The organism is Butyrivibrio sp. WCD3002, from assembly GCF_000424265.1.
GTDB lineage: Bacteria > Bacillota > Clostridia > Lachnospirales > Lachnospiraceae > Butyrivibrio.
Window position 1 is genome coordinate 56,716 of sequence record NZ_AUJO01000012.1, and the last position, 14,418, is coordinate 71,133.

General features: G+C 45.2%; 10 protein-coding genes. All 10 read right to left on the reverse strand.

All coding sequences use genetic code 11. From position 1 onward, the window contains the following. Positions 1-68: 68 nt before the first annotated feature. On the reverse strand, positions 69-1,211 hold the full coding sequence (gene prfB, locus G608_RS0111245) for a peptide chain release factor 2 (RefSeq protein WP_026496108.1): 1,143 nt from the start codon (positions 1,209-1,211) through the stop codon (positions 69-71). 105 nt (positions 1,212-1,316) lie between these two features. After that, entirely contained in the window at positions 1,317-3,887 is a 2,571-nt protein-coding gene (gene secA, locus G608_RS0111250; RefSeq protein ID WP_026496109.1) for a preprotein translocase subunit SecA, read from the reverse strand. A gap of 158 nt (positions 3,888-4,045) precedes the next feature. Then, positions 4,046-5,092 (reverse strand): ABC transporter substrate-binding protein, encoded by a 1,047-nt coding sequence (locus G608_RS0111255; protein ID WP_026496110.1) that lies wholly within the window; start codon positions 5,090-5,092, stop codon positions 4,046-4,048. Next, positions 5,092-6,132, reverse strand: coding sequence for an ABC transporter permease subunit (locus tag G608_RS0111260; RefSeq protein WP_026496111.1), 1,041 nt, complete (start codon positions 6,130-6,132; stop codon positions 5,092-5,094). The genes G608_RS0111255 and G608_RS0111260 overlap by 1 nt, the downstream gene beginning before the upstream one ends. After that, positions 6,133-7,215: an ABC transporter permease gene (locus tag G608_RS0111265; RefSeq protein WP_026496112.1), complete on the reverse strand. Its 1,083-nt coding sequence runs from the start codon at positions 7,213-7,215 to the stop codon at positions 6,133-6,135. Then, positions 7,212-8,726, reverse strand: a complete 1,515-nt coding sequence (locus G608_RS0111270; RefSeq protein WP_026496113.1) for a sugar ABC transporter ATP-binding protein — start codon at positions 8,724-8,726, stop codon at positions 7,212-7,214. The genes G608_RS0111265 and G608_RS0111270 overlap by 4 nt, the downstream gene beginning before the upstream one ends. Positions 8,727-8,830: 104 nt before the next feature. Beyond that, the gene (locus G608_RS0111275; protein ID WP_026496114.1) at positions 8,831-9,925 is read right to left on the reverse strand and encodes an ABC transporter substrate-binding protein; all 1,095 of its coding nucleotides are present in this window, start codon (positions 9,923-9,925) and stop codon (positions 8,831-8,833) included. Between the two features lie 155 nt (positions 9,926-10,080). Beyond that, positions 10,081-11,394, reverse strand: a complete 1,314-nt coding sequence (locus tag G608_RS0111280; protein WP_026496115.1) for a sensor histidine kinase — start codon at positions 11,392-11,394, stop codon at positions 10,081-10,083. 1 nt (position 11,395) lies between these two features. Next, positions 11,396-13,015 carry a response regulator transcription factor gene (locus G608_RS0111285; RefSeq protein ID WP_035795419.1) on the reverse strand — a complete coding sequence of 540 codons (1,620 nt, stop codon included), beginning with the start codon at positions 13,013-13,015 and terminating at the stop codon, positions 11,396-11,398. A gap of 334 nt (positions 13,016-13,349) precedes the next feature. Then, a complete protein-coding gene (gene buk, locus G608_RS0111290; protein ID WP_035795454.1) occupies positions 13,350-14,417 on the reverse strand; it encodes a butyrate kinase in 1,068 nt (355 codons plus the stop codon). Between the last annotated feature and the right edge of the window lies 1 nt (position 14,418).

Sequence of the window (14,418 nt, forward strand, 5' to 3'; positions counted from 1 at the left end):
TAAAAAAGCGGCCACTGTCGTGGTCGCTTTAAATATTCTGCATTAACAGGCACTATGCCATATTGCTATTACTCTGCATCTGTATCGCCAACGGGCTTACCGCCTGTTGCCAGCCATTTAAGATATGCATTGATGAAGGGATCAAGATCTCCGTCAAGTACGCCGTCTGCGTTAGAAGCCTTGAAGCCTGTACGAGTGTCGTTAACCATTGTGTAGGGCTGAAGAACGTAGGAGCGAATCTGACTTCCCCATGCGTTATCCATTACCTCACCACGGATGCCTGCAAGCTTTGCTGCCTGCTCTTCCTGCTTCATAATAAACAGCTTTGCCTTCAGCATCTGCATAGCCTTATCCTTGTTCTGGAACTGAGAGCGCTCATTCTGACAGGCTACTACAACACCTGTAGGAATATGTGTAATACGTACAGCAGATGATGTCTTATTGATGTGCTGTCCACCGGCACCACTTGAACGATATGTATCAATTCTGAGGTCATCAGGATTGATATCGATATCTATATCTTCCTCGATATCAGGCATGATATCACAGGAAACGAATGAAGTCTGTCTCTTAGCCTGTGCATTGAAGGGACTGATACGAACAAGTCTGTGAACTCCGTGCTCTGACTTAAGAAGTCCGTAAGCATTGGTTCCTGAAATCTGGAATGTAACTGACTTGATTCCGGCTTCATCACCATCGAGATAGTCAAGAACCTCTGTTGAGAAGCCCTTTCTCTCTGCCCATCTGGTATACATTCTGTAAAGCATTGACGCCCAGTCGCATGCCTCTGTTCCGCCGGCACCAGCATTAAGTCTGAGGATTACATCATATTTATCATAAGGTCCGTTCAAAAGATTACTGATACGGATCTTCTCAAGAGTATCTTCAAACTGATCAAGCTCTGATCTGATCTCTGCTGCCATGTCATCATCATCGACGCCCTCTTCGTTCTGAAGGTCGATGAGATCCATCATATCATCATACTGTTTGTGAAGACCCTCTATCTCCTCAACAAGATCCTGCATGTTCTTAAGATTTCTTGTCTTCTTATTGGCCTTCTCTGCGTCATCCCAGAAATTAGGTTCTTCCATCTCACGGGATAACTCTTCAATCATTTTCTTCTTTGAATCAAGGTCAAGTGAGCCTGTAATCTCATCAAGTGTTCCTCTAAGATTGGAGAGCTCAACCTTCATCTGATCAAGTATTACCATATCTATTCCTTCCAATTCTCATGGGAAATGCAGAGCTCATCACTCTGCATTTCAAGTAATCGTCATCAGTAAAGCAACTTATATTACCAATTATATTTAAATTGGTCAACCCTGTGCTCTTCCGTGGCAGTTCTTATATTTCTTTCCGCTTCCGCAGGGGCAGGGATCATTGGGATAAACCTTTGCCTCCATACGCTTCTTGGGTTCCTTTACTGCGCTGTCGTCCTTATTTGTTCCGGTTACCTTGGCAACCTGCTCACGCTCTACCTTCTCCTCGATGTGTACGTGGAAAAGAAGTCGTACTGTGTCTTCCTTGATGTTACGTGTCATCTCATCGAACATCTCGAAGCCGGCAAGCTTGTACTCAAGCTTGGGATCACGCTGAGCAAAAGCCTGAAGGCCGATGCCCTGACGGAGCTGATCCATATCGTCGATGTGGTCCATCCACTTTCTGTCTATAACCTTAAGGAGAATTACACGCTCTATCTCTCGGATAGTCTCTGGCTCAGGGAACTCAGCCTCCTTCTCCTCGTAAAGCTTAACTGCCTCTTCCTTAAGTTGCTGCTTAAGTCCGTTCTTGGTAAGCTTTGTGATACGTCCGCGGTTGATCTTTTTAAGCGGGATTGTGGGAAGCAGAAGCTCGTTGAGCTCTTTAAGATTCCACTCATCTGCATCTGTAACTTCACCTACAACAGTCTCAACTGACTCTTCAACAATATCTGTGATCATCTTGTAAACAGTATCACGCATGCTGTCGCCATCAAGAACTCTTCTACGCTCATCATAGATGATCTCACGCTGCTCGTTATTAACCTGGTCATACTCAAGAAGGTTCTTACGGATACCATAGTTGTTATCCTCGATCTTCTTCTGAGCTGATTCGATAGCCTTTGAAAGAGCCTTGTGCTCGATCTCCTGGCCTTCCGGAATTCCAAGAGAGTTGAACATTGAAATAAGTCTCTCAGAACCGAACAGTCTAAGGAGGTTATCCTCAAGTGAAAGATAGAACTTTGATTCACCGGGATCTCCCTGACGTCCTGAACGTCCGCGGAGCTGGTTATCAATACGTCTACTCTCGTGTCTCTCTGTACCGATGATCTTAAGACCGCCGGCTGCAACTGCCTCGTCGTCAAGCTTAATATCGGTACCACGACCTGCCATGTTGGTTGCGATTGTAACGGCGCCGTGTTTTCCTGCCTCTGCAACTATCTGAGCTTCCATCTCATGGAACTTTGCATTCAATACGTTATGAGCGATGCCGCGCTTTTTAAGAAGCTTACTTACTTCCTCTGAAGACTCGATTGTGATAGTACCTACAAGAACGGGCTGTCCCTTCTCGTGAGCTGCCTGAACAGCATCAGCTACCGCATTGAGCTTCTCCTTCTTGGTCTTGTAAACAGCATCCTGATGGTCAATACGTACAACAGGCTTGTTGGTAGGGATCTCGATAACGTCCATACCGTAAATATCACGGAACTCACGCTCCTCTGTAAGAGCTGTACCTGTCATACCGCATTTTTTCTCGAATTTATTAAAGAAGTTCTGGAACGTGATGGTTGCAAGAGTCTTGGACTCACGCTTAACCTTAACATGCTCTTTTGCTTCGATAGCCTGGTGAAGACCGTCTGAATAACGACGTCCGGGCATTACACGTCCTGTGAACTCATCAACGATGAGAACCTCATCGTCCTTAACAATGTAATCGTGATCCTTAAACATGAGGTTGTTAGCACGGAGAGCCAAAATGATATTGTGCTGGATCTCAAGGTTCTCAGGATCTGCAAGGTTATCTATACGGAAGAAGTTCTCAACCTTTGCAACACCCTGTGCTGTAAGATTGACGATCTTGTCCTTCTCATTAACTATGAAGTCTCCGGTCTCCTCCTGCTCAATACCCATGATGGCATCCATCTTGGAGAATTCTTCCTGGTCCTCACCACGAGTCATCTGCTTTGCAAGAATATCGCAAGCCTCATAGAGCTTTGTGGATTTATCACTCTGACCGGAAATGATAAGAGGTGTTCGGGCTTCATCGATAAGGATTGAGTCTATCTCGTCGATGATGGCGTAGTTCAAACCTCTGAGTACGCACTGCTCCTTGTAGATAGCCATGTTATCACGAAGATAATCGAAACCAAGCTCGTTGTTGGTTACATAAGTGATATCGCAGCCATAAGCAGCCTGTCTCTCCTCACTGTTCATGCTGTTGAGAACAACACCAACGGTAAGTCCGAGGAACTCGTGAACCTTACCCATCCACTCTGCGTCACGCTTTGCAAGGTAATCATTGACGGTAACTACATGTACGCCCTTACCCTCAAGTGCATCAAGATATGAAGGAAGTGTCGCTACAAGTGTCTTACCTTCACCGGTACGCATCTCGGCTATACGACCCTGGTGGAGAATAACACCACCAATAAGCTGAACGCGGAAATGTTCCATTCCGAGCACTCTGCATGCTGCCTCGCGGACTGTTGCATAGGCCTCAGGCAAAATATCATCAAGTGTCTCGCCGCCTTCAAGTCTCTTCTTGAATTCATCGGTCTTAGCCCTAAGCTCATCGTCAGTGAGCTTCTTCATCTCAGGCTGCAGGCTCTCAATCTTATCCACAGTACCCTGAATACGCTTAAGCTCTCTCTCACTGTGTGTACCGATAATCTTATCAATAATACTCATTTCTTATCGCTCCATAAAAATTCTACATCTGTATATTTTGTACATACGAAAAGCGGGAAGCAGTACATAAATCCGATTCGCCCCCGCTCTATAAAGACAAAATCACAAATGACATTGTATCAAATTTAAGTAACTTAATCAACCATGGTAAAAAACGCTTACTCCGGCTTCTCTACCTCGTATTTCTCGCCGTCCACAACTACACTGATCACGTCTTCTATTGAACTATATATCTTTTCATCCACATAGTTGAATTTCTCCGGGGTGTTACCGCTCTCCAGTGCTTCGATAAGCGCCTTAACCCTTGGCCCGTGAAGGGGATTACACTCAGCTATGCAGGATATTTTTCCCTCTTTACAGTATTCCAGAGACTCCTTGTTTACACCGTCAAAGGATACGACCATTATGTCTCCGTTTAAAATATCTCCGCCAACATGACCGCCTGCGCTCTCAATAGCATCGATGGCGCCGATAGCCATATTGTCGTTTTCACAATAAACTACATTGATGTTATCAAATCTCTTTAAAAGTGCGGCCATGACCTCTCTGCCCTTGGCTTCCGTGAAATCGCCGCTGGTCTCTGAGATTATCTCCCAGTGATTTTCTCTTGCCGCGTTGGCAAGTCCTCTGGTACGACCTATCTGGGCCGTTGAGCCCATTGTACCCTGAATATCAACTATATGAAGCTCTCCCGGCGCTATGCCGCGCTTAATGGTGTAATTCTTGATCCAAGCCGTGAGCTTCTTTGCTTCAAGCTCAAAATCAGAGCCTACCCAGCAGGAATAAAGGCTTTTATCTGCTGTATCAACTCTTCTGTCCACCAGAATAACCGGAATGTTAGCTTCCTTTGCTTCAGATAAAACCGTATCCCAGCCGGTCTCAGTGGCAGGGGCAAGAACAATGTAATCAACATCCTGCTGAATAAAGGTTCTTACGTCCGTTATCTGATTGGCTTGTTTTTGCTGGCCGTTTTTGTAAATGAGGTTGTAGCCCGCTTCCTTTGTAAAAGCGCTCTGCATTGACTCCGTATTGGTATTTCTCCAGTCGGACTCTGCGCCAAGCTGCGAAAAGCCAACAGTAATCCTGTTGACCTGCGCTGCTTCCGTCTCATTTTTATTTTCTTCCTTAGCACTGCTGCTCCCGCAGCCGGCGAGAAGTGCCAGCGTAAGGAGCAGCATAGTGGTAACATAAATGGCTTTTTTCATTAGTTTTTAACTGCCTTCTTTTTCTGTGCCATAACAACACTCTGGATCAGCAAGAATACGCAGAGCATAGCTGCTATGGTAATTCCGGTCCACCAAGCCTGATCAAGACCTGCGGACGCAACGATATTCTGAATTGTACTAAGTGACAGAACACCGAAAAGTGTGCCTACGATATTGCCGACACCACCTGTAAGCATCGTACCTCCGATAATGGAGGATGCTATTGCGTTCATCTCCATACCCATGGCATGTGAAGCTGAACCGGATCCAACGTGAAGGAAGTACACATATCCGCCGATTCCTGCAAGAACAGAGCAGATCATGTGTGATATAAATTTGGTCCTCTGAACGTTAATTCCAAGCATAAGCGCACTCTGCTTGTTTCCGCCTACTGCATAGAAGCTTCTTCCAAGCTTGGTCCATCTGAGCACTACAAACAATAATACCACAATTATCAGCGCTACGATTACACCAATTTCTACATAAGCAGGTACGTAAATGCCTTTTTTATTAACTGTTCCCATTCCGGGCACATAAATTCTTGTAAGCTTTAAGGCTGTGAACTCCTCATCTGCTACGTTAAAGGGCGCTGTGTTTACGATGGTGGTCATACCTCTTGCAAAGAACATTCCGGCAAGGGATACGATGAAGGGCTGGATATCAAGGTAAGCAACCAGGAAGCCCTGCACGATACCGTAAGCAACACCGATTCCAAGAGCGATAAGGATTGATCCGAAGATACTTCCGTCATGATAATCAAGGTACACGGCGCAGCACATGGAAACAAGTGCAACCACGCCGCCAACGGAAATATCGATTCCGCCGGATATCATAACAACGCTCATTCCGCAGGCTGTAATGATAAGAGCCGCATTGGAATTCAGGATGTTAAAAAACATCTGAGGCTTTGTGAAGCCGCCTCCCTGGAACACTATTGCCCCTATATACATAAGGAAGAAGATTACAATAGTGATCGTAAGGAGGAGGTTTGTATCATTCATTCCGGACAAAAAGCCCTTCTTTTCCTTAGATGTATTCATTTAAGCCACCCCCTTCTTAGCTGTGGCCTTTTTTGCAAGACCGCTCATATACTCTCTTACCTTGGGAGCAGAGAAAACAACAAGGAGGATAACTACAACTGCCTTATAAGCTGCAAGAGCATCGGAGGATACATTGAACTTATAAAGAGTAGTTGTCAAAAACTGAATTACATAAGCTCCGAGGATTGAAGCCCACATATTGAACTTACCACCTGAAAGTGAGTTACCGCCGAGGGCAACTGCAAGGATGGCGTCCATCTCGATATCCTTTGCGATTACGGAATAGTTGATTGTTGAAAGTCTGCTGACCTTGATAAGAGCAGCAACTGCAACGCAAAGTCCAAGGATTACAAAGCTCAGGAACTTTATAAAGGTAGGATTGATACCGTTAAGTCTTGATGAACTTTCGTTGATACCAACTGCCTGTGTGTAAAGTCCAAGGTTTGTAAACTTAAGAACAAGTGCGATAACTATAATACAAGCGATAACTATGAAAACCGTAGTCGGAATCGGAATTCCGGGAATAAATCCGCCAAAGTAACCAAACTTCGGGTCCGGAACGATAGGCAGCTCGTTGTTGTTTATCCATGCAGCGATTGATCTTCCGGCTGTAAAAAGTATCAGCGTTGCGATCATGGGCTGTATCTTGAACACCGCAACCAGCATTCCGTTAAAGGCTCCGCAGAGCATTCCTACTACACATGCAACAAGGAATGCTACGATTACAGGCGCTGCCAGCTCAGTAGGTCTTGAAACACCGCCGCAGAGGATTCTAAGCATTGCAGAACCTGCGATTGCGATAGTAGCACCAACTGAAATATCCTGTCCGCCTGAAGCAGCAGTTACAAGTGTCATTCCGATTGCAAGAATACCAAGCTCTGAACCGTAGTCCAGGATGGTGATCAGATATCCTGAAAGAACAGGATTACCTGCATTGTTTGTTCCCAGTGTTATTCTGAAAAATCCGGGATCATTTATCAGATTTATAACCGACAGCAAAAGAAGCGCTATAACCGGTATAAAGAGCTGATTACTTACGAGCCTTTTAAGAAAGCTCTGCTCATTTTTTTCTATCTTACTCATACCTTACTCTCCCCTGCAATCGTACTCATAATCTTGTTCTGGGTAAGATCACCACCCGCCAGCTCGCCAACTACCTTGCGGTCTCTCATGACAACAAGCCTTGAACAGGTTCTGAGCATCTCGTCTGTCTCTGATGAAATGAAGGTTACGCTCATTCCATCCTTTGCAAGCTCAAGAACAAGCTTCTGGATATCAACCTTGGTTCCTACGTCGATACCTCTTGTGGGCTCATCAAGGATCAGATATTCAGGATGCATGAGAAGCCATCTTGCAAGTATAACCTTCTGCTGGTTACCACCTGAAAGAGATTTAATAGGTGTGTCCGCAGAAGCTGTCTTAATGTTTAACTTCTTAATATATTCGTCTGCAAAAGCATAAGCCTGTGCTTTTGAGAAGGGCTTGAAAAATCCCTTAAGTACCTGAAGTGCAAGAATGATGTTATCTCTTACTGAAAGATCCCCAATGATACCATCAACTTTTCTGTCCTCGGGGAGATATGCAATTCCGTTCTTCATGGCATCAAGGGGTTTATTTATCTTAACCTCCTTGCCATGCATCTTTACTGTACCGCCTAAAACTCTGTCAGCACCGAAAATAGCACGGACGCACTCACTTCGACCTGATCCGAGAAGTCCTGTGAAGCCGTTAACTTCTCCTTTTTTAATATAAAAATCAAATGGCTTAATGCCGGCATCACTCTGAAGGGCACTTGCTTCAAAGATTTTCTCATTAGCGTCGCCGCCTTCATATCCGCCGCTTTCACCCTTTATGTCTGACAGATCATCCATCTCCTTACCAAGCATCTTGGCAACAAGCTGAACTCTCGGCAGATCTTTAATTTCATACTCTCCCACAAGCTGACCGTCTCTTAAAACGGTGATCTTGTCACATACCTCATATACCTGATCAAGGAAGTGGGTTACGAAAATAATACCAACACCTCTCTCTTTAAGATTTCTCATCAGGTTAAAGAGCTTTTCAACCTCCTGCTCATCAAGAGATGATGTGGGCTCATCCAGTATCAGAACCTCACACTCCATATCAACGGCTCTTGCAATGGCAACCATCTGCTGAACGGCAATTGAGCAGTTTGAAAGCTGCTGCGTAGCTTTTGCCGGGATATCAAGATTCTGAAGGAGCTTGTCAGCATCCTCATTTATCTTCTTCCAGTTTGTGATGGCTCCCTGTGTTCTGCCGATGAACATGTTCTCAGCAACAGTAAGGTTGGGGCAGAGCGTTATTTCCTGATAAACTGTACTAATTCCGTTCTTCTGTGCATCCTGAGGCGAATGAATTGCAACCTCGCCCTTCCCCTGAAGGCTGATGGTTCCTGAATCCTTGGAATACACTCCGGTAAGTACCTTGATCAGTGTGGATTTTCCGGCACCGTTTTCGCCCATGAGAGCATGAATCTCACCCTTACCCAGGTTAAAATCCACGTTCTGCAAAGCCTTAACGCCCGGAAACGATTTATTTATGCCTCGCATTTCGAGCACTCTGTTTTCTTCCACCGGTTCTACCTCGCTTCTTAAAAAATGCGCGGTGCGGACACTTCTCCGCACCGCGCTGAAATTTTAGCTATTATTGATATCCAAGCTACTTTGTAGCACTACTATTAGATACCGTAGTTATCAACATCTTCCTGAGTGATTGTGCTTGCATCGAAGCCCTTCTCGTCCATGATGATGGTCTTCTCTGAAAGTGATCCGCCGCTCTCAAGAGTCTTGATGATCTCGTCGATGTAGCTGGACTGGAAAGGATTGCACTGTCCATCATAGTTCCAGTTCTGAGCAAGAAGCTCTTCAAGTGCCCACTTGTTGCAGTCAAAGCCCATTACGATAACGTCTTTGCCAACACCGTGTGAGATACCGGCTGCGTCAAGAGCTGCAACTGCACCCTTAGCCATATCGTCGTTCTCTGCATAGATTACGTTAAACTTCTCGCCGGAATCGATAACTGACTGAACGATCTGCTGAGCCTTCTCTGCGTTCCACTCAGCTGTCTGCTGGTTAACGATGTTCCAGTTAGCTTCTGCTGCAACCTTCTCATCAAGAGCGCCGCTGCGTCCCTGCTGAGCTGCTGAACCCATAACACCCTGAAGGTGGATTATGTTGTACTCGTCAAGTCCCTGACCTGCAAGCCATGTAACTGCTGTCTCGCCTTCCTTAGCCATGTCTGAAACGATAGAAGCTTCATAGAGGCTTGGATCTGCATCGATTGTACGATCGAAAAGGATAACCTTGATTCCTGCTGCCTGAGCATCCTGAAGAACTGAATCCCAGCCTGCTGTATCAGCTGCGGAAAGAAGAAGGTAATCTACTTCGTCCTGAATAAATGTCTGAGCTGCTGCAATCTGCTCATCGTTCTTTAAGCTGTATGCAAATGATGCATCATAGCCGTTCTCTTTTGTGAATGTAGCCTTGAGGTCAGCATCGTTAGCTGTACGATAACCAGACTCGTTAGGATCGTTATTGATGATACCAACCTTGATAAGGTCACCTGAAGCTGCTGTATCCTCTGCTGCTTCTTCAGCTGCAGGCTCTTCAGCTGTCTCTTCTGCTGCGGGCTCCTCTGCTGCTTCTTCAGCAGGTGCTTCCTCTGTTGCTGCAGGAGCTTCTGTAGTTGTGCTCTCTGCTGCGCCGCCGCCACATGCAACAAGGCTAAGTGTCATAGCGGATGCCATAATTACTGACAATAACTTTCTTCTCATAACTTTTTCCCTCCAAAAAATATGATTGACTAGTGGGGAACTCGCCCCTGTTAGTTAATATTTTAGATTTTTCGAGGGAAAAAGCCATTGAATAAAAAACTTTATTAAGTTGGAATTTTTATCGTATTGATATGAAAAGTAGAAATTTTTACGATTCAGGTTAAGATTTTCGGAAGACGAACCGTAACAGTGGTTCCAACGCCATGAGTACTCTCAATTTTTATGCCGTAATCTTCGCCAAACTCGAGACGTATTCTCTCATTTACATTGTAGAGGCCGTAGATAGCCTTATCATTTTCGTCATTGGAAAGTAGGCTATTCTGCACCTGCATAAGCCTGTCAAAATCCATTCCCTGTCCGTCATCATGAACCGTTATTACTATATCATCACCCTCGGACTTGCCGCTGACCGTGATTTTTCCGCCGCCGCGCTTATTCTTGATGCCATGATAAAGGGCATTCTCAACTATGGGCTGAATAGTGATCTTGGGAATCTTGTAGCCACCGATATCATCCTCTGCTTCAATCTCGTAGGTGAGAATATCCTGATACCTTATCTGCTGAATCTCAAGGTAGCTCCTTACGTGCTGCAGCTCCTCCTTGATTGTGACAATTTCCTTACCCTTATTTAATGAAGTCCTAAAAAAGTCGGAAAGACTGCCAACCATCTTAACTACCTGCTTCTGGTTTCCCGCTTCCGCAGACCATACTATGGCATCAAGAGTGTTATATAAAAAGTGAGGATTTATCTGGGCCTGCAAAAGCTCGAACTCAGCTTTTCTAAGCTGCTTCTGCTCCTCCTTTACCTGCTCCTCGATGGGCCTTGTGATGATGACAGGTCCCACAAGAGATACGAAAACAATACTTACTACTATGAAAATAAAGATACCTATAGACACCTTGGCCGTGTTCAGGAAAAAGGCGCTGGTCTCCTCCTGGGCTGTCTGCAGCTGCTTATTTTCATAATAGATATACTCGTTGATGGTCTCCTTGATAAGTGAAGTAACTATCTGAACGTCGTTCTCCCAGATAGTCATGTTGTCATCGTACTTATCCTCGTAGTTCATGTTATCTTCGATGTGAGCAATATACCCCTCAAGGTTATCCAGGTATTTCCCCGCACTCTCAAGACGCTTTACATTGTCCTCAGCATCCGTCATACCCTCAAGCCTTTGAACAACACCCCTTGCATCCGAAATAAGCTGCGGTATAACAGACTCCTCGGGAGATACATTTCCTACTATTAAAAGATAGGTCTCGTAGTCGAATTTTTCCTTGAAGTCCAAACTGAACTCGCTGGCTGCAACCACGGAATTCAGCATGTCGTTGTAGCGCTCGTTTATGGTCCACAGATTAAAGAAAGCATAAAACATGAACACAATATTAGGCAAAAGCAGGATCAGATATGAAAGTCTGATCTGGTCCGCAAGGTGTGATTTTGATTTGTTTCTTCTTTTCAGAAACTCCATGTCAGCTTACCTCCGGAGAACTTCCGCTCCTGTACTGTGTCGGGGTCATGCCCTGGGTCTTCTTGAAGGTGTATGAAAAATAGTGAGGATCCTTATAACCAACCATAAGCCCTATCTCGTTGCTCTTTTTGGAGGTTGTCACAAGAAGCTCCTTTGCAGCATTCATGCGATAGTCAGTCAAGTACTTGATAAATGGCTGTCCTGTCTGTGCCTTAAAAATTGCACTTAAATGATTTGGTGAAAAATTCACGTGAGCAGCCAGAGTATTAAGCGACAGCTCATCATCCGTGTAATTCTTCTCGATGTAGGAGATGACCTCACTTACAACGTCGCTGTAGCGTCCTCTTGAATCAGCTTCTCTCACAGCCAGAACCTGATTGATGATCCTTCCCATGTATTTCTGGGTCTTGTCCTCATCAGCTAAAATCTCAGGTGTTGGCGTCTCCACCTCTTCGCTTAAATCCTTTCTCGAAATACCAAGCTCGTTTTCAAGGAAATCCGATACGCAGAAATAGAAGTCCATTGCCACATACTGCCTTATAAGTGTTGACTTAATGGCACTTCTTCCCATTCCGTTTATAAACTCTTCAACAAAGAACTCTGTCTCAGACCTCTCGCCGCGCCTTAAAAACTCCTTTATAAGACGCCTGTCGATATGCCTTGGATCAATCTCGGAGAGGATTACATTATCTCCGCCGCTTTTAAGAGCCTCTTCCGTTCCAAACAAAAATCCGCTCTCATCCGTCAAATACATGTGAGCAAAGGCTCTGCTGGCCCAACCAAAGCAGAAAGGAATCTCCGTAATCCTGTCAACGCTTCTGCCAACGCCGCCAAAATAGCGCACATGCTTATAGTCAAACAAAAGTCTTTTAATTTCCTGAATGCACCTTTCAATACTGCTGGATAACGCAGCTTCATCATCGCCTTTAAAGAGCAAAGCGATTCCTTCTATATTTAAGTTAAAGTAGATGGCGTCGTTCTTTTCAGCAATCCTGCGGATTCCCTGCTCTATTTCAACGACGCTCCCTGAATATTCTCTCGCATCATGCTTTCCGGACCATACTCTCAGCATCAGAATGTTATATCTGATAGCAGTGATGTCTATCGAAAGCTTCTTGGCGTTTTCCAAAAGCTCTGAAAATTCCTTGCTTCCCGTTATGAGATCGCTGAAAAATTCCTGTTTTTCCAGCTCCATGCGCTCTTCCATGTCCTCTTCATAACGCTTTTTTGCTTCCAGTTCTTCCTGTCTCTCCTCTATTCTCCTTGCGACAGAGTCAACCTCCTTTAGGAGACTCTCGCCGCTGATGGGCTTGGACAGATAGCAGGATACGCCAATCCTTATTGCCTCCGTGGCATACTGAAAATCCTCATAGCCTGTCAGAAGAATTATCTCTATCCAGGGAAATTCCTCCTTTATCATGCGACTAAGAGTCAGTCCGTCCATAAAGGGCATCTTAATATCAGTTATGACAATGTCGGGCTTAAGCTTCTGGATCATGGAATAAGCAAGCTCCCCATCACCCGCTTCTCCGCAAAACTCATATCCATGGGCCTGCCAGTCCACATTGTTTTTTATGCCTTCCCTCACGACAAACTCGTCTTCAACCAAAAATACCTTCATACATTCCTCTTTTATAATTTCTAAAACTTCCCATACCAGGCATTAAAAGAATCCCGGGCTATATGCAGGCCGTACTATCGCAAGAAAACAAACGAGTTTTGCAAAATCACACATGCCTATAACCAGTGGAAGATTTTGGAATGCCCTGAGGCACGGAAGTGAAAAGCCTGCCTGACCCTATGAGCCGGAGCTGAAACTTTCATACTCATAGCCGCGGAGAGCCCGGGATTCTTTCCTTTTCCGGTATGGGAAGTTTTAGTGATTTTCAAAAAGCCCCTCCGGAATAGTACCCGGAAGGGCTCTGCCTTACGTAAAATTAGCGGAACACTAAGTATTACTCGTAAATCTTAGCCTGTTCCTCACCGTTCATAACACGGATAGCACCCTGTGCAAGAGCAAGAAGCTCGTCCTCGCCGGGATAAACTGTTACAGGAGCGATAAACTTAACCTTATTTGATAATCTCTCCATGATAGGTGCGTTATAAGCGATACCGCCTGTAATGATGATCTGATCAACCTTGCCGTCAAGGACTGCTGCCATTGATCCGATGTTCTTAGCAAGCTGGAAGATGAATGCATCGATAACAAGCTTAGCCTTCTCATCGCCTTCATCTCTCATCTTAACAACTTCTCTCATGTCGTTGGTGCCAAGCCATGCATTGAAGCCGCCCTTACCAACTGCCATCTTGCGAACCTCAGCCTCTGAATACTCACCTGAGAAGCAAAGACGGATAAGACCACCTGTAGGAAGTCCGCCTGCACGCTCAGGAGACATAGCACCGTCACCATCAAGAGCGTTGAATACGTCGATGATCTGACCATTCTTGTGAGCACCTACGGAAACACCACCGCCAAGGTGAACTACTACAAGATTTATATCCTCGTACTTTTTGCCGATCTCCTTAGCATATCTTCTTGCAACAGCCTTCTGATTAAGTGCGTGGAAAATTGATACTCTGGGGATCTGAGGAAGGCCTGTAACTCTTGCCTCTTCACAAAGCTCATCAACTACAACGGGATCTACGATATATGAAGGAACACCGATCTCGTCTGCGATTTCCTTAGCAAGAAGTCCGCCAAGGTTACTTGCATGCTCACCCTGAACGCCTGCCTTAAGGTCCTTAATAAGTGCATCATTAACTGCATAAGTACCACCGGGAATAGGCTTAACAAGTCCGCCACGGCCTACGATTACATTGAAGGACTTCACATCCTGATCAGCGCTCTTAAGGAAGTTAAGAATAAGCTCTTTTCTCCAGCCAAGCTGATCGATGATGTGATCGTACTTTGCAATCTCCTCTGTGGGATGGCGGAGAGTCTCCTCCATTGTAAGAGTCTCATCCTCGAAAATACCAAGTTTGGTAGATGTGGAACCCGGATTGATGATTAAACTTTTGATCATA